Annotated in this window: 17 protein-coding genes; 10 read left to right on the forward strand and 7 right to left on the reverse strand. The window is 41.4% G+C overall.

Annotation, left to right across the window (positions count from 1 at the left end; genetic code table 11):
- On the forward strand, positions 1-548 hold a 548-nt coding region (locus FRX45_RS23660), incomplete at its 5' end, for a GIY-YIG nuclease family protein (protein ID WP_226805518.1).
- A 94-nt stretch (positions 549-642) separates the two neighbouring features.
- On the opposite strand, the gene FRX45_RS22000 is transcribed toward FRX45_RS23660, so the two are convergent.
- Positions 643-864 carry a YgaP-like transmembrane domain gene (locus FRX45_RS22000; RefSeq protein ID WP_152270646.1) on the reverse strand — a complete coding sequence of 74 codons (222 nt, stop codon included), beginning with the start codon at positions 862-864 and terminating at the stop codon, positions 643-645.
- Between the two features lie 331 nt (positions 865-1,195).
- Between FRX45_RS22000 and FRX45_RS22005 the strand changes: the two genes are divergently transcribed.
- From FRX45_RS22005 to FRX45_RS22025, 5 genes are all read left to right on the forward strand, one after another.
- Positions 1,196-2,065, forward strand: a complete 870-nt coding sequence (locus FRX45_RS22005) for an AraC family transcriptional regulator (protein WP_193311812.1) — start codon at positions 1,196-1,198, stop codon at positions 2,063-2,065.
- A gap of 127 nt (positions 2,066-2,192) precedes the next feature.
- On the forward strand, positions 2,193-3,320 hold the full coding sequence (locus FRX45_RS22010) for a Gfo/Idh/MocA family oxidoreductase (protein ID WP_152270648.1): 1,128 nt from the start codon (positions 2,193-2,195) through the stop codon (positions 3,318-3,320).
- Between the two features lie 106 nt (positions 3,321-3,426).
- Positions 3,427-6,924 (forward strand): PVC-type heme-binding CxxCH protein, encoded by a 3,498-nt coding sequence (locus FRX45_RS22015; protein WP_152270649.1) that lies wholly within the window; start codon positions 3,427-3,429, stop codon positions 6,922-6,924.
- A gap of 598 nt (positions 6,925-7,522) precedes the next feature.
- Positions 7,523-10,714 (forward strand): SusC/RagA family TonB-linked outer membrane protein, encoded by a 3,192-nt coding sequence (locus FRX45_RS22020; RefSeq protein WP_226805519.1) that lies wholly within the window; start codon positions 7,523-7,525, stop codon positions 10,712-10,714.
- 17 nt (positions 10,715-10,731) lie between these two features.
- Positions 10,732-12,249, forward strand: a complete 1,518-nt coding sequence (locus FRX45_RS22025; protein WP_152270650.1) for a RagB/SusD family nutrient uptake outer membrane protein — start codon at positions 10,732-10,734, stop codon at positions 12,247-12,249.
- Positions 12,250-12,382: 133 nt separating this feature from the next.
- Here FRX45_RS22025 and FRX45_RS22030 read toward each other — a convergent pair whose 3' ends face one another.
- Positions 12,383-12,958: an RNA polymerase sigma-70 factor gene (locus FRX45_RS22030; RefSeq protein ID WP_152270651.1), complete on the reverse strand. Its 576-nt coding sequence runs from the start codon at positions 12,956-12,958 to the stop codon at positions 12,383-12,385.
- A gap of 142 nt (positions 12,959-13,100) precedes the next feature.
- Here FRX45_RS22030 and FRX45_RS22035 point away from each other — a divergent pair, with 142 nt between their 5' ends.
- From FRX45_RS22035 to FRX45_RS22045, 3 genes are all read left to right on the forward strand, one after another.
- Positions 13,101-14,219 carry a FecR family protein gene (locus tag FRX45_RS22035; RefSeq protein ID WP_152270652.1) on the forward strand — a complete coding sequence of 373 codons (1,119 nt, stop codon included), beginning with the start codon at positions 13,101-13,103 and terminating at the stop codon, positions 14,217-14,219.
- 196 nt (positions 14,220-14,415) lie between these two features.
- Positions 14,416-17,688, forward strand: a complete 3,273-nt coding sequence (locus FRX45_RS22040) for a SusC/RagA family TonB-linked outer membrane protein (RefSeq protein WP_152270653.1) — start codon at positions 14,416-14,418, stop codon at positions 17,686-17,688.
- Between the two features lie 30 nt (positions 17,689-17,718).
- Positions 17,719-19,410 (forward strand): RagB/SusD family nutrient uptake outer membrane protein, encoded by a 1,692-nt coding sequence (locus FRX45_RS22045; RefSeq protein WP_226805520.1) that lies wholly within the window; start codon positions 17,719-17,721, stop codon positions 19,408-19,410.
- 118 nt (positions 19,411-19,528) lie between these two features.
- Here FRX45_RS22045 and FRX45_RS22050 read toward each other — a convergent pair whose 3' ends face one another.
- Positions 19,529-19,774, reverse strand: a complete 246-nt coding sequence (locus FRX45_RS22050; RefSeq protein ID WP_152270654.1) for an RNA recognition motif domain-containing protein — start codon at positions 19,772-19,774, stop codon at positions 19,529-19,531.
- Between the two features lie 259 nt (positions 19,775-20,033).
- On the opposite strand from FRX45_RS22050, the gene FRX45_RS22055 reads away from it, so the two are divergent.
- The gene (locus tag FRX45_RS22055) at positions 20,034-20,288 is read left to right on the forward strand and encodes a short-chain dehydrogenase (protein WP_152270655.1); all 255 of its coding nucleotides are present in this window, start codon (positions 20,034-20,036) and stop codon (positions 20,286-20,288) included.
- A gap of 6 nt (positions 20,289-20,294) precedes the next feature.
- Here the strand turns inward: FRX45_RS22055 and FRX45_RS22060 are convergent, their stop codons facing one another.
- The 4 genes from FRX45_RS22060 to FRX45_RS22075 form a co-directional block, all read right to left on the reverse strand.
- The gene (locus FRX45_RS22060; RefSeq protein ID WP_152270656.1) at positions 20,295-20,684 is read right to left on the reverse strand and encodes a hypothetical protein; all 390 of its coding nucleotides are present in this window, start codon (positions 20,682-20,684) and stop codon (positions 20,295-20,297) included.
- Between the two features lie 101 nt (positions 20,685-20,785).
- The gene (locus FRX45_RS22065) at positions 20,786-21,055 is read right to left on the reverse strand and encodes an RNA recognition motif domain-containing protein (protein WP_152270657.1); all 270 of its coding nucleotides are present in this window, start codon (positions 21,053-21,055) and stop codon (positions 20,786-20,788) included.
- Positions 21,056-21,252: 197 nt separating this feature from the next.
- A protein-coding gene (gene prfB, locus FRX45_RS22070; RefSeq protein WP_394350046.1) for a peptide chain release factor 2 occupies positions 21,253-22,351 on the reverse strand; the annotation gives its coding sequence in 2 pieces (ribosomal slippage) (positions 21,253-22,302 and positions 22,304-22,351; 1,098 coding nt in all).
- A gap of 315 nt (positions 22,352-22,666) precedes the next feature.
- A complete protein-coding gene (locus FRX45_RS22075; RefSeq protein ID WP_193311813.1) occupies positions 22,667-24,682 on the reverse strand; it encodes a putative porin in 2,016 nt (671 codons plus the stop codon).
- Positions 24,683-24,709 lie beyond the last annotated feature (27 nt).

The raw sequence follows: 24,709 nt of genomic DNA on the forward strand, positions 1-24,709 counted from the left end.
TACAAAAGCTCCATACGGGGCTTTTCTGCTATATGAAATACACTGTGTACGTTTTATATTCATCCACATGCGGTAAACATTACACCGGCTACACATCAGATTTACCCAATCGCCTGTTATCGCATAACCATCTTGGGAAAGACTGGACAGCCAGATACCGCCCCTGGGTGTTAATTTACAGCGAGGAATTTATCACTCAACAAGAAGCGATGACTTATGAGAAGTGGTTGAAAACCGGAGCAGGCAGGGATTTTGTGAAAAAGATTGCACATTGCTGCCTGGATTCATATCCGCCGCGGCGGACAGGGGTTCAACTCCCCATCCCGCTACAAAAGCTCCATACGGGGCTTTTCTGCTATATGAAATACACTGTGTACGTTTTATATTCATCCACATGCGGTAAACATTACACCGGCTACACATCAGATTTACCCAATCGCCTGTTATCGCATAATTATTCTGATTATCCTTATTGCGATAAGAAAACCCATCGTGTGGTAGTTGGCATGATTGATATGATCAATGAAAGCAGAAAACTAAAATTTTAGAAGCGATCAGGAATAGTCTGAACGTGAGTAATAAAAAAAGAGCATAAGTATGTTGAATAATACCAAGCTATCTGGCAATTTTAAAACCATTTCCTTAAACAATGCTGTTACTCTTATCGGGCAGTTCACAACTGTTCTCCAGGCATCGTTTTGGACGTAAAAATCCTGTGGCAAAAAAAATGACTCCAAATAGTATGGCGGGCCAGCCTCCTTCTTCATAATATATAAGTCCAATAATAATAAAAAGGATACCCAGCCCCCATCGGAGTAATCTGCTGAAGCATACTATATTTTTGGATGAAACTGTCTTTAACATTGTAATATTTTTTTTTAATAAACGGAGACATCAACACCGCATCTTTGGGTTGCTTTTTAAACATACTAAAAAAGCAGAGCACGCATTACGGCGAAATAAACTGTACCATTGCATGGGCTGAATGTAGTGGCACAGGTTCCGTTGTTGCAGCCTATCCTTTTCCAGTAATAAAACCTCCCACACAGCCAACTGCAGCGCCGGTTGGCAAAAACTTTTTTCTACCAGCATTTCTTCATAGTGCAAAAGTCCGGAATTGCATTCATTTTCTTCGTGACTTATGTTACATTCAATCCATTATCTTTATTAATAAACATGGTTTTAAATGTCTCTCATGAAATCTGCTGTTCAAAAATCCTCCATTCCCGCCTCAAGGATATTTGTAGTAAAAGAGCTGAAAGAAAAGCATTTTGATGCTACCTGGCATGCACACAGCGAATACCAGTTGTTTATGGTGTTAAAAGGAAGAGGTACACGCTTTATAGGCAATACAGTTCAGTCTTTTAATGCAGGAGACCTTACCTTTCTGGGCCCGGGCGTACCACATTTATGGCGCAGCGACAGCATTTATTTTGATAAACGTAATAAACACTTTATACATGGATTGGTTATTTATTTCCGGGCAGATTTTATAGGCGACCTGATAGAAAAAGATGAAATGCAGCAGATCAGAAGCTTGTTTAAAAAAGCAAAGCGTGGAATTGAATATTACGGGCAAACAGTTAATCAGCTCGGCACTATGATGAACTGTATTATTGCCGCACATGGTGCAACATGCCTCATACAATTATTGCAGGTGCTGGAATTAATGGCGCAAACAAAAGAATACCGTTTGTTGCACAATGCTGATTATGCTTACAAATTAAAGGAATCAGAAACCCAACGCATCAATTTGGTGATTAATTACGCTGCACAGCATTTTCAGGGACGCATCGCATTGAAATCCGCCGCTGCATTGCTTAATATGACGCCTACTTCATTCAGCCGGTATTTCAGGATAAAAACCAGCAAATCATTTTCCGATTTTATTACAGAGCTGCGTATCAGGCATGCCTGTAAATTATTAAGTGAAGATGATAACAAAACCATCAGCCAGGTAAGTTATGAATGCGGGTTCAATACCTTATCCAACTTTAACCGTCAATTTAAATCGTACATGAAAATGACGCCAAAAACATATCGCGGTAAATTTTCAACCTTATAATATTCCCCTAATTCTTTGTTTTTTATCATATTTTGGATAAAATACAGTCAGTATTGGACATAATCCATAAAGTATCGAAATTCAAATAACCGTAATTTAGTGTGACTTAATATAACACTATAGCTTTATGTCTTCCCAAAAAATAAACATCGCCATTATAGGTCTTGGCTTTGGTGCTGAATTTATCCCCATATACCAGCGGCATCCCAACGCGCACCTGTATGCCATTTGCCAGCGAAACAAAGAAAGCCTGAATAAAACAGGAGATGCTTTTGGCATCGGAAAAAGATATACGGATTATGATGAACTGCTGAAAGATCCTGCCATTGATGCTGTGCATATCAATACACCCATTCCTGATCATGCGGCGCAATCATTAAAAGCGTTAAAGGCCGGTAAACATGTGGCCTGTACCGTTCCTATGGCCACAACAGTAGATGAATGCAAACAAATTGTACAGGCGGTAAAAGAAACAGGGCTTACCTATATGATGATGGAGACCGTGGTATATGCCAGGGAGTTTTTGTTTATGAAGGAACTGTATGAAAAAGGAGAGCTGGGGAAAATACAATTTCTAAAAGCCAGCCATCAGCAGGATATGGATGGATGGCCAAACTACTGGCCGGGTCTGCCTCCCATGTACTATGCTACACATTGCGTGGGACCGGTATTGGGATTAACAAGAGCGGAAGCGGAATATGTATCCTGCTTTGGTTCCGGAACTATACGGGAAGAGCTTCATTCATTTTATAATTCTTCCTATGCTGTGGAGAGCACGCATATCAAATTCAGGAATTCAGATTTAAGCGCTTATGTATATCGCTCTTTATTTGATACAGCGCGGCAATATCGGGAAAGCTTTGAAGTATACGGTTCAAAAAAATCCGTTGAATGGCCATTGATCGAAGGAAGACCGTTAGTGGTGCATACAGCAAAACGTGAGGAGCCCGAGATACCGGAAGAAGTGGAGTCGCCTGATTATGCTCATTTATTACCTGAACCTATACAGCGTTTTACAACAGGTGGTGTATATGATACCGATGAACACCAGCATCTATCTTTTTTACAGGGTGCAGGTCATGGTGGATCGCATCCGCATTTGGTACATGAATTTATAAGCGCACTGGTACAAAAAAGAGAGCCGTTTCCTAATGCAAGGCAATCCGCCAATATTACATGTGTGGGCATACTGGCCCACGAGTCAGCAAAGAAAGGAGGGGAAATTATTAAACTGCCGGATTTCACCTTATCATAAGCTGATGACAATAATCGTGCTTTGTATAATAAGAGGAATCAGCTATAATTCCTTTTTTCGGTAATTCCTGTCAAAGATTACAGCGACCAAACTAAAATATGAACAAATGAAACGCAATATCCTTTTATCCCTGCTTTGTAGTTTCTCTTTAACTGTGTTGTTGAATTCCTGTAAACAACAGGAAAGAGATGATAAACCCCGGCGGCTGGAAATATTATTTCTGGGGCATAAAAGCAAGCATCATGATTCGGAGAAACTGGCAGAACTGCTTTCGCAGGAATATTTCAAGAAGGGTATAAATATTACCTATACAACAAATCCTGATGATCTTTTACGGGAAGATCTGAAATTATACGATGGATTGCTGTTGTATGCCAATCACGATAGTATTACTGCGCCGCAGGAAAAAGCGCTGCTTGATTATGTAAACTCGGGTAAGGGATTTATTCCCATCCATTGCGCATCCTGGTGCTTCCGCAATTCGCCGGAAGTGGTGGAGATGATCGGTGGTCAGTTTAAAACGCATCAATACGATTCCTTTAGAGCCGTAATTGTAAAGCCGGATCACCCGGTAATGAAAGATGTGCCTGCTTTTTCCACGGAAGATGAAACCTATGTGCACGACAAGATCAGCAAAAATATAGAAGTACTTACGGAACGGGTAGAAGGTGATCATCACGAACCCTATACATGGGTTCGTAACTATGGAGAGGGTAGAGTTTTTTATACAGCTTACGGGCATGATGAAAAAACATGGACCAATCCCGGCTTTTTGAAATTAGTATACAACGGTATTATGTGGGCGGTAGGCGATCATGCAAGCGCGCTGACAAAACATTTCGATACACCCAACCCAAAGTATACAGATGCACGGATACCTAATTATGAAAAACGTGACCCGCCGCCGCAATTCCAGGAGCCCTTATCGCCGGAGCAATCTATGAAATTGATACAGGTGCCGGTTGGGTTTGAAATAAAACTTTTTGCCGCCGAGCCTGATATTAATAAACCTATACACATGGATTGGGATGAAAGGGGCCGACTGTGGATAGCGGAAACCATGGATTATCCGAATATGGTACGCGACAATAAGGAAGAAGGTAAAGACATGATCAAGATACTGGAAGATACGGATGGAGATGGTAAGGCGGATAAATTTACGGTGTTTGCCGATAAGCTGAATATACCTACCAGCTTTGCTTTCATTAATGGCGGGATAGTAGTGGCGCAGGCGCCCGACTTTTTATTTTTGAAAGATACAAATGGTGATGATAAAGCGGATGTAAGGGAAAAGATCATTTCAGGATGGGGAACATTTGATACGCATGCGGGACCTTCCAATTTCCGTTACGGCCCCGATAACACAATATGGGGAACAGTTGGCTATTCCGGCTTTAAAGGGGTGGTGGGCGACAGTAAAGATACCATGCGTTTCAGCCAGGGCCTGTATCATTTTACCGCCGATGGAAAACAATTGGAATTCCTGGGTAATACTTCAAACAATACATGGGGATTAGGTTTCTCTGAGGACTTTGATGCTTTTATATCTACAGCCAATAATACACACAGTGCCGCGTATACTATCCCTAAACGTTATTTTGAAATGTCGGGACAGGGTGGCGAAACTGGTATAGATAAAATTGAAAGCCATTATACCATGCATGTGGTAACCAAAAATCTGCGGCAGGTTGATGTGCATAATGGTTTCACCGCTGCGGCCGGGCATAGTTTATATACCGCGCGTGATTATCCAAAGGAGTTCTGGAACAGAATTGCTTTTGTAAGCGAACCCACCGGTAGGGTTATTCATCGTAATATTATTGAGCCCGATGGTTCTTCTTTCAAAGAAGGTGAAGACGGTTGGAATTTTGTAGCAAGCGCCGATGACTGGTTTGGGCCTGTTCAGGCTGATGTAGGCCCGGATGGAAATGTATGGATAGCGGACTGGTATAATTTTATTATTCAGCATAACCCCACACCGCAGGGATATGAAACCGGCAAGGGAAATGCGTATATCAACCCGATAAGAGATTCGCTCAGGGGGCGCATCTATAGTATTCGTTACAAGAAATCGGATGGAGAGAAAATATCGTCACTCAATAAAGGTGATCCGGATGAGCTTATCAAAGCGCTGAGCAGTTCTAATATGTTCTGGCGCACTACAGCCCAGCGTTTGCTGGTGGAATCAGGCGATAAAAAGGTAGTGGATAAATTGTATAAAATTATAGAAAATATTTCGGTTGATGAGATTGGTTTAAATGCACCTGCCGTGCATGCATTATGGACATTGCACGGGCTGAAGGCTTTTAGCGGTGATAATAAGGAAGCGCTGAATGTTGTCATTGGCGCATTAAAGCATCCTTCGGCAGGAGTGCGCAGGGCTGCCATACAGGTGTTGCCGGTAACTGAAGAAGTTTCAAAAGCCCTGATTGAGGCTGGCATATTTGAAGATAAGGATTTGCGTGTGGTGCTGGCTGCTGTATTAAAAGCATGCGACCTTCCTTCATCAGAAACATTAGGGCAAATTTTATTTAAACTTGCCAGTAAGGAAGGCGGAAGCGCCGAGGATAAATGGATCCAAAAAGCATTGTTTATTGCATCGGGCGTGCAACAGCAGGGTTTTGAAAAAGCATTTAAAGCCAGCGGTATCAGCGAACAGGTGGAGTTGGGCAAAGCCGGTTTGATCCATCGTATAATGCTGCGTTCAAAATTAAATGTGCTCTCACTGCCTCAAAATACTTATATCAGGCCCGACCTGCTACCTGACCTTACAGGAAGAGAATTGTTTTTTACTGCAAATGTGGAATTGAACAATAAGGACCGTAAGAAAGGAGTAATTGTAGCCCAGGGCAATAAAGCCAATGGATATGCAGTGTATGTTGACAATGCTAAGAAATTGCATTTCCAGGTTAACCAAAATAATCAATCCTTTAATATACAATCTAAGGATAGTATTACCGATACCTTTTCTGTAACCGCCAAACTTTTAAAAGGTGGCGTAATGGAATTGCTTGTGAATGACAAAGGAATTGCTACCGGGAAAACGAAAGGGTTGTTTAAAATGCCTTTGCGTGACGCCGGCATTCGAATAGCAAATGATTACTGGAACAGCGGTGCAAAAAAAGCAGGCGATTATGAAGACAGCGCACGAAATATAGGAAGGGTATACGATGCACGTATGGAAACCCTGCTGGCGGAAGCACAACAGGCTGACCTTGGTAAGCCCGACCAGGTAATTATAATGAAAACAGTGCAGAATCAAATGAAATTTGAGAAAACGAAAATTACCGCCAAAGCGGGAACGATATTAGAAATTGTGCTTACCAATATAGATTTTATGCAGCACAATTTGCTGATATTAAAGCCAGGCACTATGGAAAGGGTAGGAGCCGCGGCCGATAAACTGGCGCAGGTACCCGAAGGCGTTAGTATGCAGTATATTCCTTCCGTTCCGGATGTTTTATTTGCAACACCATTGGTGAATCCTGATCAGCAGTTCAGCTTAAAATTCCGTGTACCGGATATCCCGGGCGATTATCCGTATATCTGTTCTTATCCGGGGCATTGGCGGATAATGAACGGCGTGCTAACAGTGGATAAATAAATAAAACTGTTACACCATTCGCTGGAAACCAACTACCCCTATTTGATTATGAAATACGGGTAGTTGCTTTTTTATAAAACACTCTTGTATACAATTTTTTTCAGGTTAACAAATCAATAGCGAAATATTTGACAGATTTCATATTCCTTTGACCGCAGGTAAGCGATGATTTGGAAATGGTGGATTATATAAAGAGGAAGATATGAACCTGCTGTTGCTTCTTTGGTAAAAGCTATTTGCTTTACCCAGTGATTTATAACGACTTTATCCTAATTTTGATTTTCGTTGGGATAACTTCTTCCTGCATAAATTCCCCAATCTCTCTCAATCCTGGTTTATAGTATTAAGTATAGCTCAAGTAAAGCCATTGAAATATGGGTTTAAACTGCTATGCAATACGTGACCGGATAAGCAAGCATTGTTTTTTGCACAAAGATTTTTTTTTTAATCTTTTCATTTAATAATTCATTTATTAAAACTATCTGTATATGAATAGAATTACCTGATAGCGTGAAGCATGCGGAGCATGACTCAAATTTCCGCAAATTAAAGACAAACTGCCGCTTCGGCAGTTATCATCAACTTAAACAAACTTGATATGAAAAAAAATGAATGCGGCGTATCGCATGGTATACGTTGTTTATTAAACAAGTACCTGCTTATGATGGAGATGATCCTATTAATTGTTTTTGGTTTTTCCACTCCAATTTTTGCAAATAGTTACAGTGAAGGTGCCGGTGTAAAAACTGCCAGCAATAATTTCAAAAAAAATATGGCGGTAGACATTGCTGGTAAAGTGAAGAACGATAATGGTGAACCGCTTCCGGGAGTAACTGTTGTGGAAAAGGGAACCAACAATGGAACGACTACAGATGCCGGTGGTAGTTTTTCTATTAATGTAAGCAGTGCAGATGCTGTGCTGGTATTTAGTTACGTTGGTTTTAAAGACAAAGAAGTTGCGGTTAGTAATACTGCAGCATTGCAAAACATCGTATTGATGCCCGATGTAAGCAGCCTGAGTGATATAGTAGTAATAGGTTATGGCACCGCAAAAAAATCTGATCTTACGGGATCGGTTGCTGTGGTAAAAGCAGACCAGTTGATGGACAGGCCGGTGCCCAATGTTACACAGGCATTACAGGGAAAAGTAGCAGGTGTAGATGTAAGTGTAAATAGCAATGCGCCCGGCGCCGGCGCCAAAGTTCGGGTACGAGGATTGGGATCTATTAATTCAAGCCTTGATCCTTTATACGTAGTAGATGGTGTGGCGGGTGTTGACGGCAACAGCATTAATCCCAATGATATTGCTTCGTTGGAAGTATTGAAAGACGCTTCTTCTACTGCTATTTACGGCGCACGCGGCGCCAATGGTGTAATTATGATTACCACCAAACGTGGCAGAAGCGGAGCCACCAGGGTTACGTATGATGGCAATGTAAACGTATCTGAATTATACCGGCACTTACCCGCACTTGATGCGCAGGAATTTGTTGACATATACAATTTATCTTTTGCCAACGGACAGAAGTTTGATCCCCTTGGGGGAACGTGGACGCCTCCGAAAGCATTAAATCATGCCAACTTTCCTTTGCTTTTTGATGAAAATGACAAACCGCTTTATAATACCAACTGGGAATCTGAAGTATATAAACCTGCATTATCTCACAGTCACCAGTTAAATTTCCAGGGCGGCAACGAGAAAACATTATTTAGTGTTTCCCTGGGTTATCTCGACCAGGATGGTATAATGGCAAATTCAAATTTTAAACGTTATTCCGCCAGGTTTACATTAGATAATGATGTGAACCGGTGGTTGAAGATCGGCGGTAGCCTTTCTCTAATGAAATCGCGCCAGCGCATGGTGTCCGATGGCAATGGCGGATTAAACGTGCCGCGTATGGTTACGGAAGCGGTGCCCATTATTCCCATTAAATACCCCGATGGTACATGGGCCGGTAATAGTGATATTGATGGATTGGAAGGTGGCGCAAATCCTGTACATATTGCACAGAACAGGTATACACTCAATAATAACTTTCAAACCCTGGGAAATACCTACCTTTTATTTCATATAACAAAAGACCTGGATTTTAAATCTGATTTTGGATTTAATTTGAATGATCAAAAAAATAATTTCTATTCCGCCGGGGACTTGCATAACCTGTCGCAGGATCAGGGTGGGGTTGCCAACCTGAACACTTACAACAATAATTACTGGCAGTCCGAAAATTATCTTACCTGGAATAAGGAATTCGATAATGGTCATAAGATGACTGCTTTGCTGGGCGCATCCTGGCAGGAGTTCAACCAGGAAAGAGTGAGAGCGGAAGCTCAGAATTTTATTGATGATATTTTCCAGTGGCATTATTTGCAGGCAGGATCTGTTCGCTCAGCCGAAGAATCACAGGATTATAAATGGGCGATGAACTCTTATTTTGCACGTGTTACTTATAATATCAGCGATAAATATTTATTTACGGCAACAGGCCGGTATGACGGTTCTTCTAAATTCGGCGCCAATAATAAATATGCGTTCTTCCCTTCGGTGGGTGCTGCATGGAGAGTTTCAGAAGAAGACTTCATGAAAAACAATATGAATAGTATCATCAGTGATCTGAAAGTTCGCGCCAGCTATGGTACTTCGGGTAACCAGGAAATCGGGCAATACCAGTCTATTGCGCAAACGCAGCCAAGCACCACAGTGCTTAACGGAAGCCTCCAGTCAACCCTTATCCCAAGTTACCTCGGTAACCCCGATCTGAAATGGGAAATATCGTTGCAGGCTGATGCAGGCGTTGAGCTGGGATTGTTTAATAACCGGGTAACATTAACCGCAGATTATTATAACCGTGTTACAAGAGATCTGTTATTGCAGGCGCCTATTCCATGGTCAGCAGGTATGAATAACAATTTTGTGTACATCAATGTTGGCTCTGTAAGAAATGCGGGTGTTGAATTGAATCTGAATACGGTTAATATACAAAGCAAAAATTTCACATGGTCAACCAATTTTATTTTCGCAACTAACAAAAACAAGATACTGAAGTTAAAGGATGGCGATGCTGATATATTTCCAGGTCCTAACTTTCTCGGACAAACGAATATCCTGCGCGTAGGAGAAGCTATTGGATCATTCTGGGGAAGAACAAGGCTTGGAACATATAGTGACAAAGAAGCTGATCTTGCCGCCTCCCAGGGTTTAAAGCCTGGCGACAGGAAATACCTGCTCAACCCTGATGGTTCTGAAAATTACAGTATCATAGGACGGGCTTATCCTAAGTGGACGGGCAATTTTAGCAGCACTATGAATTACAAAAACTGGGATTTTACTTTCGACATTCGTTTTGTGCAGGGCGTAAATACAGCCGCCACATTTAAGCATTCATCGGAAGACAGGCAAACGATAGCAAATAGTCTTAAAACGGTATTGAATGCATGGACACCGGATAATCAGAACACAATGGTGTCGCAGGTAAGGAATTATAAATTCGCGCAGGACTCCAAATTCGATACATGGTGGGTGGAAGATGGTTCTTTTATCCGGGGACAGAATTTTGTGCTGGGCTATTCATTGCCATCTCAAACTTTGGATAAGCTTAAAATAAACAGGCTGAGAATTTATGCAAGCGTTCAAAACCTGTTTATCATTACCGATTATACAGGGTACGATCCGGAAGTGGATACCTATAATAGTTCGTACGGCGCCAACGGTTCATTTTCACAGAACCTCGACTTTTTCTCTTATCCCCGGCCACGTGTATGGAACTTAGGTGTTACGCTCAATTTCTAATTTCAAAACAAACGAACATGAAAAAGATTATATATATAGCTATCGGAGCGGTTATTTTCCTGGCCGCTTCGTGCAAAAAATTCTTAGAAGAGGAACCTACGAATTTTATTACGCCCGAATCGTCTTTGTCGAGCGTTAAAGTAGCAAGAGCTTTTGCAAATGCCTGTTACCAGAACCTGCAGGGTTCCATGCTGGGTGGTCAACCATCTTCCTATGGCGGTAATACCTGGAATTTAATGGAATTTATGACAGGGAAATCAAATAGCGACCTGGGGCAAACAAATTTTACCCTGTTTCAAAATCTTAGCTATAATGCCACTTCTTTTTATGTGGATACCTGGTGGCAGAACCTGTATAAAGGAATAGGCGCTTGTAACCAGGCTATAGCACAGATCCCCGGCATCAATGCACCAGGGTTGACAGATGAAGCAAAAGCCAACCTGCTTGCAGAAGCGCATACACTCCGGGCCTTGTATTATTTTTTCCTGGTAAGGATGTATGGCGACGTTCCCAGCGTAACGCAGGTACCTGACGCTGTAAACGGATTGAATTTGTCCCGATCTCCGGCAAAGAATATTTATGACAGCATTATTCTGCCTGATCTTTTACTTGCCGAACAATCAACGCTGCCCTGGCAGGATAATACAGGCCTGGTTTCCATGGGTGCTGTAAAATCCATCCTGGCCGATGTTTATCTTACTTATGCAGGCGCCGCCATCAATGGGGGAGATGCTGCTTACGCAGAGTCGGCCAAACGTTCGCTGGATGTTATTACCAATGGCGGCTATACTTTGTTTCCTGAGTATACAGATATGATTGACCCTGCTAATAAAAATAAAGGTGAATTTATTTTCCAGGTGCAATATGCTGCCGGTGTACCTTCCACCAATCCATTAACACCTTTAACCATTCCCAACTATTCAGGTATTTCCAAATATTCTGATGAATATGGATCGGTATATCCTACTGCAGAGTTCATCGCTTCTTTTCCGGCAGGTGATAAACGTGTAAAGGAACGCCAGTTTTTTTACAGCAGTTATCCCAGTGCAAAATCACCGGGAACAGTTGTAACATTTAAAGGACCTTACATTTACAAGTGGTTCGATGTTGACGCGGTAACCAATACAGTAAAGTCGGATCTGAACTATAGCCTGTATCGTTTGGCAGATGTATACCTGATGTATGCTGAAGCATCCAACCGTGCCGAAGGCGGACCTAACTCAAAAGCAATCCAATATGTGAATGCCATCCGGCAGAGAGCCGATCTTTCTCCTATTGGCGCCCTGAGCGAGGATGCTTTTGAGAAAGAAGTTTGGTTACAGCGTTATTATGAATTATGTTTTGAAAATAAGATGTGGTTTGATATGCTGCGAACACGAAAAGTACATAATGATGTAACCGGGAATTGGGATGATTTTGTTGGACATACCACAGTATTTAATGCAACATTTACGGAGAAACAATTATTGTTTCCTGTACCCAAGCAGGAGATAGATGTTAATCCAAACCTGTTGCCGAACAATACGGGTTTCTAAAAGCATTATACTCCATTATACTTTGATAAAAGGGCCGCTTTTAAATGGCGGCCTTTTTCTTTTATGAAAAATAATAGTATTGATGCTGATAATGCTAAATTATTTTTGAGAGGATCAGGATGCTGATCCCTTTTTAGAGCTGGTTGATGGGAGATTCGAGGTAAGAAGGTAAAATCCTGCTCATTTTCTTTACTGCAATAGCTACCTGATTACGAACAGTAAGTTCGGAAATGTTTAAAATAGCCGCTACTTCTTTGTATTTCAGTTCATCTTCTTTTACCAATTGTAAAATAATCCTGCATTTGGGAGGTAATTCATCTACAGCCATCCTGATCTTTTTTATAATATCGGATGAAATACATAATTCTTCAGGCGTGTTAAGATCAATAGCTGTTTCAAGGTGCATGGTATCCAAACTTACCTCTGGATTTTTATAATGACGGGTAATATAATTAAGAGAGAGGTTTTTTGTGATAGTATAGAGATAGACCTTCAGGTTTTCAATTTCAGTCAACCTGCTTCGCATCTGCCATATCTTAATAAATACATCGGAAACAATTTCTTCCGCAGCCTCTTTTGATTTTACAAATGTATATGCCGTGCGGTTTAACCTGTAAAAAAAAAGGTCGTACAATTGCCGGTACGATTTCATATCGTCATACAAGGCAATCTTTTTCTGCAGTTCTGGTATTTCAACAAGCGAATCCAAATCGTAAAATCTGGTAGTGAAGATACTACTTTTTTAAAACAATGAATTTTGTTACGGAGACAAAAAAGTTACGTAAAATATATTTTTTTTTCTTTGGTACATTTCCTCCGGAACTGTTGTCTTTATACTACAGGCACTTTTTATGCAGGAAGAAAAATTCTGGTTGTTGTTAAGTTTAAAGCTTTCAGGTGAAGCCACTTTGGAAGAGCTTGAAGCATTGGATTCCTTTTTACTGGAAAATCCGCAATGGGGTATGCAGGTAGAAATGCTAAGCCAGGTATGGAAAGAAAATAAGCGGCAGGAAAACAATACAGATCTTTTTTTTAACAGGCACCTGCAACGGTTGAGCAATTATCCTGATGATTCAAAAGGGCAGATTCATATACGACAACCTGCATTATACCCCGAAGAGGTAAGGACGGAAAAAGAAAAAAGATTTAAATGGCTATGGCTCACCTCATATGCAGCCGCAGCATCTCTTCTGATTTTTTTTATTGTTTTTTATAAATGGGAAAACAACGCGGATAAAAAAAAAGAGCAGGTAATAGCTCAAAATACAGTAAGTACCAGGCGCGGTTCTAAATCTAAAATTCAATTGCCGGATGGCACAATGGTTTGGCTGAATGCCGACAGTAAGGTTATATATGATGAAAACTTCAGGGGTAATTTCCGTGAAGTGCATTTGGAAGGAGAGGCTTTTTTTGATGTGGTAAAAGATAAAACCCGTCCATTTATAATACATACAAAAACGATCGATATAAAGGTATTGGGTACGGCTTTTAATGTAAGGGCATATGAAACGGAAAAGAATACAGAAACCGCCCTTTTCAGAGGGTCTGTAGAAGTTACCTTACACAATAATCCTGAAAAAAGAATTGTGCTGAAACCGAACGAAAAGCTCCTGGTGAATAATAAAACCCCGGCGCTTATTGTTAATGGCAATAAAAGAAAGGAAAAACCAGGTGTAGCAGAAGCGAGCATAACTATAACCAATATACATTTTGAAGACAAAGACAGCAGCGCCCTTGAAACTTTATGGATTAAAAATAAATTAGTGTTTGATGCGGAAAGCTTAGAACAAGTGGCTCAAAAAATTGAAAGATGGTACGATGCAAAAGTGATCATCAACGGTGATGAACTAAAACATGCGGAATACAGTGGCATTTTTGATAACGAAAGCATTGAACAGGTGATGGAAGCCTTGCACATTACTGGTAATTTCAAATATAAGGTCGTTAAAAATGTGGTTACCATATGGTGACCCTCTTACACTCATATTAAAGCCGGGTCATTTAAAAAAATGCATATACTATTTTATAACTAAACTGTCTGCGAATGAATAAATAACCTCATTTTTCTAAAAAAGAAGCGGAGGATGATTACGGCACCCCCCGCCATGCTTAAAGACAAAACTACCCTCAGCGGGGTAGCTATCATCATTAAATCAAAACCAAGATATGAAAAAAACTCAATACGGGGTATCACCTGATATGCGCCGTGTGTTAATTAAATACCTGCTCATGACGAAATTGGTCATATTGCTGATCCTCGCATTTTCTACCCAGGGATTTGCCCGGAGCTATGGACAAGGAATCAGCCTTAATCTGGAAAAGGTTCATTTAAAAAAAGTTTTAAAAACCATTGAGCAGCAAGGCGACTTCAGATTTGTGTATAAAGACCAGTTGCTGAAAGGAAATCAACTGGTTAGCATTGAAGTAGAAAATGCCAGTTTGGATGAAGTGTTAAGCAAAATACTGGAAAATACTAAGCTCACCTATCGCAGGATGAGTGATCATTTGGTGGTAATTGCAGGCGATCAGCCATCAGATCAGCTATTGCTGGCACAGAAAGCAATAATCGTAACCGGGAAAGTAACCAGCGAAAGCGGTGATCCGCTTGCAGGTGTATCGGTTATAGAAAAAAGCACTAACAATGGTACTTTTACCGCTGCTGATGGAGCGTTTTCTATTGAAGTGAGCAGTGCCAGTGCGGTATTGGTATTTAGCTATATAGGTTTTAAAAGCACAGAAGTATCGGTTAATGAGCGTACGGAATTAGGTAGTATCATCATGGCTCCGGATGTAACCAGCATGTCGGATATAGTAGTGGTAGGATATGGAAGTGTACGTAAAAAAGATCTTACCAGTTCTGTGGTAACGATTACCAGTAAAGATTTTTTGCCCGGTGCTGTAAATAGCCCCATGCAAATGATTGACGGAAAAGTAGCGGGATTAACTGTCTCCAATCCGGCTGCTGCAGATCCGAACAGAGGTACCGATGTTCAGGTAAGGGGTGCAGGCTCTTTTAGGGCAGGCAACGGTCCTCTTATTATTATTGATGGCGTACCTGGCGGCGACCTTCGCAATATTGCGCAACAGGATATTGAATCTATTACCGTATTAAAAGACGCCGCTTCTGCAGCCATATATGGTTCCCGGGGCGCTGGTGGCGTTATTCTTGTTCAAACCAAAAGAGGTAAAGCCGGTAAGGTTACGCTTACATACGATAGCTATATTGAGCATGATGCCGTGGCTGCAAAGCCTGATATTCTTTCGGCAGAAGAATTTCTTTCGCATAACAGGGATGTTGATTTGGGCTCAAGAACCAACTGGTATGATGAACTGATCCGGGAAAATAATTTCGGGCAAAATCATTTCCTTTCTATTTCAGGTGGCAATGAAAATTCAGTATTCCGTATTTCCGGAAATTATCGTACCAAACAGGGGATAGATATTGCCACCGGCAGAAAAGAATCCGGACTAAGAGCGAATTTTCTTCAAAAAGCAATAGACGGTTTGCTTGAAATAAGCGGAAATGTTTCTTACAGAACAGCTAAAGAAGAATACACCAACTATGGCGCATTCAAACAGGCAGTAAAGCTTAATCCCACTATTGCTCTGATGGACGCGGATGATCCTACAAAGTACAATACCCTGCAGGGTTTTGATACTTATAACCCTGTGCAGGATCTTAAAGCAAGAGAGAACGGAGCCGATCAAACCTATTCTATTGTAGATCTCAATTTTAAGCTGAACATTACAAAGGATTTAAGTACCGAAGTAAAATTAGCCAGGCAGGGACATGATATGTTGCGCAGGGAGTATTATAACGGTAAATCGGCTGAATCTGTTAATAACGGGTATATAGGAAGGGCTCGTTTGCAGAGTGAAAAATGGCTGGATTATACTCTGGAATGGTTGGGTAATTATGCTAAAAGAATAGACAAGCATGATCTGCGTGTTGTGGCCGGCTATTCGTACCAGGAATTTAATAACCAGGGATTCTGGTCGCAAAACAGGCGTTTCCCTTCCGATGCGTTTTCTTATAATAATATTGGCGCCGGAAATTACGGTAACGGACAGGCGATTAATATGACGGATGTAATGGGCTCGTGGAAAAGCAAAGAAAAGAACATCGCCTTTTTGGGACGGGCAAATTATAACTTCGATGATACGTATTTCTTAACGGTATCCGCCCGTTATGAAGGCAATACTAAATTTGGAGCAGATAATAAATGGGGATTGTTTCCATCTGCTTCAGCAGCATGGCGCATTTCCAATTTGCCTGCTTTTCAGAGCATATCGGCCATTAGCGATCTTAAACTTCGCTTCTCTTATGGCGTAACCGGTCGTTCCGGGTTCGACAGGTATACATCACTTGCCAAATACCAGGGATATGGCAGGTACCAGAATGATGATGGACAATGGATACAGGTGTACGGACCAGGAAATAACTATAATCCCGATCTGCGCTGGGAAAAACAAATTGCTTACAACCTGGGTGTTGACTTTGGATTGTTCAATAACAGGTTAAGCGGTAGTATTGATGCGTTTTTGCGCAAAGGAAGTGATTTGATCAATGATTACTTAGTGCCCGTTCCTCCTTATTTGCACGATCGCATGTTCGTTAACGTGGGTACGCAAAGTAACAGGGGTATTGAGCTTACCTTAAACTGGAACGCTATCCAGGGCAATGATTTCAACTATACAACCACCATTACTGGTTCGTATATCAAATCAAAAATGGATAAATTTTCCAATGATAAATTTAAAGCCGACCGCAGGTTTATGGGTGATTTGCCATCACCTGGTAACCCAGGCCCCGCCTATCTTTTGAGAGAAGGTACAGAGATTGGTAGCTTTTGGGGATATAAATATGCAGGGGTAGATGACGAAGGCAAAATATTAATATGGAAAGACGCCGTTGTAGGCAAGGAAGCGATTGTTGCTTCTTCCGATGCGGATGCAGAAAGAGATAAAACCTTTATTGGCAATGGCATGCCGCGCTATGAGCTGGCCTGGGGAAATACATTCACTTATAAGGCATTTGACCTGGCATTGTTTTTCCGGGCAAGGTTTGACTACGAAATCATCAATTTGTACCAGATGTATTTTGGGTTGCAGGCAGAACCTAATGTAAACCTGCTGCAGGATGCTTATACGCGAAACGGGCATATTACATCAGGAAAAGTGATCACTGATTATTTCCTGGAAAGCGGTGATTATTTCAAATTAGATAATCTTACACTGGGATGGTCGCCCGCAATTGGAAACTCAAAGGTGAAAAGCCTGCGCATATACGCTACAGTTAGAAACGTATTCACCATTACAAAATATACAGGGCTCGATCCTACAACAGTATCTGTTACAGGATTAACGCCTGGCTTTGGGAGCCTTGATGTATATCCTATCGCCCGGAATTTTAGCCTGGGTGCCCAGATTACGTTTTAAACTATTCTTTACAATTTTAGACCTAATGATATGAACAGAATTAAATTAACGCTATACATGTCGCTCCTGTTCACGCTGGTGGTAGGGCCTTCATGTACTAAATTAGAAGAGGAAGCTTTTAATGTGCTTCCTGCGGATAGCTATTACCAGGATAAAAACTCTATTATAGCCGCCCTTGTACGTCCCTATGAACATGGCCATTGGTGTGGCTGGGATGGCGACCGCTGGCTGCTGCAGGAGCTTACTGCTGACCAGTTTGTTTGGGCGCAGAAAGGAAAGCACGGTTATGACGATGGTCAATGGGTGCGTTTGCATGGCCATGCCTGGAATCCTGACCAGGGGCAAATTTATGGTGGATGGGTAGGTCCCTACCAGGGAATAGGGCAATGCAATCTTATTATCAGTGATATGTCTAAATTGGATTATCCTGCATTTGGTTTAACGGATGCCGATAAAGCCCAGCATATTGCTGAATTGAGAACATTGCGTGCATGGTTTTATTTATTTCTCATTGATTTTTTCCGCGATGTTCCAATTGTAGAGAATGTTGGAGAGATTAAACCTCAGTCTACGCCACAGGAAGTATTTGCGTATATTGAAAAAGAGCTGAAAGAATCGCTTCCCGGCTTACCTCAAAATGGCCGTGCGGGGCGTTGGGATCAGGGCGGAGCCGCAGCTCTACTGGTGCGTTTATATCTTAATGCCGGGAAATGGACAGGTACCGCCAAATTCACCGAATGTGCGCAAATAGCACAGGAGATCATTGATGGTAAATACGGTGCATACAGCATTGATACGGATTACCGCGGACCATTCAGGTCTGGCGTAAATGGATACCGTTCACCAGAAAATATTTTTGAGTTCCCTCATGCAAAAAATATTTATGAATTTGGCTGGATGTACAATGCCATGATGCATTACCAGGCAAGATATTCTTTAGATAATGACTGGGGAGGCTGGAATGGAATACATCTTATTCCTTCCCGCGATCTGGAAGGTAATTTGTATCCTGAAAAACTGGGTAAGGCCTACGAAAAGTTTGCGAATGATGATAAGCGTAAGCAACCTTTTAGAACCACTTCTGCTGATGGAGATTATGAAGGATTTTTCATGATCGGTCAGCAATATGAATTTGATTATGCAAAAGGATATGGTTACGACAGCACTAAAATGGTGAATGGTACGGAAGAATACAATGGAAAACCGCTGCATTATGTAGACCAGGTTGGCCGGTTTTCGGAAAAGCCCGGCGGAAGATGGGCTGAAGGCTCGCATGTTACTACGGGCGAAGAAAATACCGGGGTTCGGCTGTTGAAATTTCCCTGGTTGCCAATGTCCGAAAATATGTTTCAGTTTAATTCGGCTCCTGAAATAAGGCTCGCTGAAATTTATTATTCCCTGGCGGAATGTAAATATCGTGCTGGCGATAAAGCCGGAGCTGCCAAATTAATGGATGCAGTGAGGAAAAGAAATTTCCCCGATGATAAATGGGCTGCGCAAAGTTATGAGAACAATCTTTCCGTTTTAACGGATGATGAATTTGTGGATGACCTGGGACGCGAATTTATTGGAGAGCGCCACAGAAGAACAGATTTGGTTCGGTGGGATCGCTTTGGTGATGCATGGTGGGATAAACCAGAGGATGGCGCTGATAAGACGGTTTTCCCGATTCCTAACCAGGCTATAAACGCCAATCCGGAGTTGAAGTCAAACGGGTATTAATAAAATAGCAGTTACAGGTTTTGTTTAAAAGAGGTTGTCTGAAAAGGCAGCCTCTTTCTGCTAAAAAGATATAGCTATAAAGGCGGACGAATACGCACTGGATTCCCTGTAGTAAATTTTAGAAACGGTCACGGAGTTCATCTACAGATATTTTTTTCCCATCCATCATCGTTTGATGTAAAGAAATAATAGCCTGCCTGCCCTGCGCGTCAGACGGCATGTTTATAATTGCACTGCCTTTTGAACGCCCGTTAAATTTGTTCCGGATCACCATCGCAGAATCAACTGTACCAAAAGGAGAAAATAGTTTTCTGATATCAGCGTCAATGGTATTGAGGCTGATATTGGATACCTGTATATTCATAAATGGAGATTTAACAGATAAGTTAAGTGCATAAAGCTACACTACCTATTTCATTCTTTCGATTTTCTTTCGTTAACATTCAGTCCGAAAGGATAATCTGCTGGTATTAATGAAATATCGCCTGGATTATCTTAAATTATCAGGTTCTGCCGTTGCCAAAAGATTATCTTTGTTATCTCTTTCCGTTTCATCAAAAAATAATTTTTTCCCGCAAGCACTATAATTTTTAATAACAGGTTACTTTATTTAAAAAGAAATTATGACAAAAGATGAAGTTGAAGCGTTTTTAACGCGTATTAAAGCAGAAGAGTTTCCCGTACAAATTGGTTTTAAAGCACGGAAATCTTTTGTTGGATTATTTATTAAAACGGTTGATTATGCCGATCTTAAATCAAAGAATTTCTGGCGTATTGTCGGGGAATCTAAAATTAATGAGTATAAAATATCCGGTAACAGGGATCTTGCAAGGATTTATAATGGTATGGAGTTTACCAGGCTTTCAAAAGTGCAATAAGATCGCTTACGCGTTCTGTTGATTGTTCGGCATAGTACCCTGAATGTGTTTGGCTCTTTCGGCGGTCATTGTTTTCGCTCTTTTTTCCTGGCTAATAAAATAAGAAGGAGAATATCTTGAAAACAACATGTCTTTTATTTTTGATGACAGGCTCATGTGCTGGAATGCCACTATTTTGCTTAATTGATTTGCCAGGCATACAGTGAATTCTTTTACAGGTAAGGACAGGGCTGCGTAGTTGATGTTTATGGTATACCTGCTGAAAAAACTAAATTCAGATTCCATAGCATGATTCATCAAATCTCCCCGCTTTAATTTAATATCACAGCCAGATAAATCTTTATACCGGTCAAGAACCAACTCTTTTAAAATGTTATCCGCGTCAGTTATGCTCATGTGTTGAAGTCGCAAGGTGTTTAATAGTTATGAAGTGTAAAGGATTTAACTCGTGAGGTTTAAAATAAAAAGGACCTGCCAAAGGTCCCTTTTAAATCTTTTTAATAAGAGGAAGATTTGTTCCTGTCTTCTCTTTGCCTGGCTTCGTTTACTTTAATAAACCGCCCGTCAAGGGAAGAGCCATTCAACTCACGGATAGCTTTTTCAGCAGCATTATTTTCAGGCATGTCCACAAAGGCAAAACCCCGGCTCCTGTTGGTAACTTTATCCATGATGATGTTTACGGAACTCACTTCCCCGTATTGTGAAAATTGCTTTACTAAGTCTTCATCCGCTACGGCGAAACTTAGATTTGAAACATAAATGTTCATTTCTTTGAATTATTTTAAGAATAAAAATGATCTGAGAAAAAGCAGAGGTAAAAAAGATGGCTAACCAATAGCAGGAATCATTCACTTACAAAATGCTGATAAACTCAAATTGTTATCGAAACGAATATACGCTTAATTATTGAAGCAGCGGCTTATTTTTTGAAAAGCGCGGATTGGCACTGTGCCGCGTATAAAACTTATGAGTTGGTTTCCGCTTCCTTTTCCATCATCAAATAGGCCTTAATAAAGCCGTCTAACTCACCATCCATCACTGGCTGCACATTTCCTACCTCGTAATCTGTGCGGTGATCTTTGATCATTTTGTAAGGATGGAATACATAAGAACGGATCTGGCTGCCCCATTCAATTCTTTTTTTGTTGGCATTTGAAGCATTTTTCAATTCTTCCCGTTTGCGAATTTCTTCTTCATATAAACGACTCTTCAGCATTTTTAATGCTTTCTCCCTGTTCTCTCCCTGGGTTCGGCTCTGCTGGCACTCTACAATAATACCCGAAGGAATATGTTTTAATCTTACAGCGGTTTCTACTTTGTTTACGTTTTGCCCTCCCTTGCCGCCACTGCGGTAAAACTCCCATTCCAGGTCTGCCGGGCTTACTGCTATATCAATAGAATCATCTACCAGCGGGTATACAAATATGGAAGCAAAAGAAGTGTGTCGCCGGGCATTGCTGTCAAATGGTGAAATGCGAACCAGCCGGTGCACTCCGCTTTCTGATTTTAGAAATCCATAGGCAAACGGCCCGTCAAATTGTAAAGTAGCAGATTTTATCCCTGCCCCGTCACCTTCCTGCCAGTCTAACTCAGTAACGTTCCAGCCTTGTTTTTCGCCATACATCCTGTACATGCGGGCCAGCATTTCAGCCCAGTCCTGGCTTTCTGTTCCGCCCGCACCGCTGTTTATCTGCAGTACAGCAGGTAACTCGTCTTCCGGCTGGTTGAGCGTACTTTTGAATTCGGCTTCTTCAATACGGGCATGGGCGAATTCGTATGCTGCTTTTACTTCGTCTTCCGATCCTTCTCCTTCTTTCCAAAAGTCGAACAATACAGCAAAATCTTCTACTGCTGTATGCACATCTTCATACAGCTTTACCCAATATTCGTTAAGCTTAATGTCTTTAAGGATTTGTGTAGCCCGTGCATTGTCGTCCCAGAAGCCGGGAGAAAGGGTGAGCTGCTTGTCACTTGCTATTTTATCGCGCCTGTTAGCAACGTCAAAGAAACCTCCCCAACACGCCAACGGCCAGTCTCATATCTTTTATTTGTTCTTGTGTCATAGTCCACAAAAATAAGGGTTATTTGAGATTTGAGATTTAAAATTTGAGATGCAAATTACTTAGCGCGGTTGGTACCCGATGGAAGGAGGGTCACACTGCACATTAATCAGAAATGCGCTCACCTGCAACAATCTTTTTTCACAAACAATCCTTTCAAAAAATGCAGGAAGGTAAATATGATTTTTTTTGTTGTCATATTCTTTTATCTGGTAAATACAAAAGTGCCGGGTGCAAAGTTACGAATGTATGATCAAAGGCTATCCGCTATCAGCTTTCACTGCTGAAAGCTCATGGCTGAACGCTTACTGCTACCCGTTAGTTCACAAAATTCCAGAAAATGCCTACTTTAAAGAGCAGGCCCTGGTAGGGATACAATGGCGCTGCCATATTGTTGTTGGTGAAAGAAAATCCATCCAGTTCCAGTGTATTCAGATTTTCCAGCCTTACAAAAGCACTAAAGCTCCTGATCCTGAAATTCACAAAAGCAGCGATATCAGGTAAATTGGCTATGCGGATGCTGTCCTGCGGAAAGAACTGGCCCGTTACAGGAGAGTAATTGTCTGCAGTATAAGGTGTATAATACCTGGAATCTAACCCCAGGGCAATATTCAGATTTCTAAAGAATTGACCCTGGAAAACAATGCGGTTGCGCAGGTAAAGCAACGGAATATTAACAGGGGTATTGCCGGCTGTTTTTTGCACGGCCACATCTGCATACCAATGCCAGAATTTGCTTATCCTGAAATCCTTGCTGCCTTTTATCTGCAATACGTTGAAGGGAGTGGTTTGCTGATCCGCTTCATAAAAGTTTTTAAGGTATGCATAATTGCCAATAAGAAAATAATGACCGCTAAGTTGCAATTGTAAAGCCGGAACAGCAAACGAACCGAACAGGTGCGTAATGTTTTCTTTATTGGTTCCATTGGCGGGCGCCACAATCGGAAAACCGCTGGTATTGCGTAGCAGGTAAGATGGTGTTCGGTTTGCATTTTCGAAACCTACCTGTAAAGAGCCCAATTTACTGCTGAGTAGTCTTTGCAGGCTGATATATGCACGGTAATCGCCGGCATTAAATCCTGTAACATAAAACTGTGCATGCGCCTCAATGTCCCATTTCTTATTTCGGGTTCTGTTCCTGTATTCGCCATGTAAAAAAACATTATACAGCATGTCGCGTGTAGAATCATATCTTTTCAGGGAAAGATTTTGAAGGCTGGCGCCCACCTTCAGAAATTGTTGCTGATTTTTAATGTCGGGAAACTGATAGATGGAAAAATCGTTGATGAGTTCCTTCCAGGAATTCGTGTAGATGACAGAATCGCCCGGATTAAATGCGATGTCGTAGTTTTTTTTATAAAATGCGCTGTCCGGCGCAATATCCTGGAACAGGTATTTGTAAGTGTTGTATTGAAGTGTGTGTTCGATCCTGAAGCGCGGATAAAAGAGTTTGATAACAGTAGAATCGGTTACCAATGAATCTTTTTTGCCAAAATCATATTGTTGCCTTACCAATAGTTTAAGCTCATTGTATTTGTTGCCTGTTTTTAATTGTGTATTAAACGGGTCACGGCTGTATGTAGCATCCCCGGCGGTATTAATAGGAATATTAAACCGGTCCGAGTAAGTACCTGTTTTATCTACCAGGAAGCTATCGCTTACTATACCTCCGCTTTCGGCCGATTGCAGGCTGTTGGTTAATCCAATAAAGTATATCCCGTATCTTTTATTGGGCGACTGATAATAGGAGTTGAGCCGCAAATTGGAATGATTGGTGTTCTGGCTTTTAAAAAATCCCGGTGCATTAATGAGCCTGAACTGGAATGCGAAATTCCAGTTGGGTTTTATGTTCTGGGTGTGTAAGATATTGATGAACTGTTCGGCTCCGCTGCCAATCAGGTAATTCAATTCAGTAAATGGGCGGGTAGTGTTATAAAAACGGGTTTGCTCCGTATTAAAAGCATAGGCGTCAAAAGCATGAAATCCCGGATCCCATCCCGGCTTTGTTGATGGATTAAATAAAAGGGAGGTGGTAGCTGTTCCGTTATTGCCTAACCATACGTATTCCGACTTCAGGGGCACCTTAATGTAAAAATCAATTAAAGAAGAATCAAAAGTATAGGAGCGTACCGAATCAATGTATTTAAAGCGGATGCTTACAGAATCTGCAAAAGGATCGCGGTGTTCAAATTTTATGGAATCGCCGCCTCCTGATCTGCCTCCCCGGCCCATATTGCTGATGTTACCCAGCCTGCCCGGAAGTCGCTGCGATAATGCAGGTAATGCAGTACTCACCAATATGGATAGCAGTATGTATGTAAATATTTTCTTCAATGCTGTCGGCTTAATCCTGTACCCGGC

It is taken from the genome of Agriterribacter humi (assembly GCF_009192765.1).
In the GTDB taxonomy this organism is placed as follows: Bacteria; Bacteroidota; Bacteroidia; order Chitinophagales; family Chitinophagaceae; genus Agriterribacter; species Agriterribacter humi.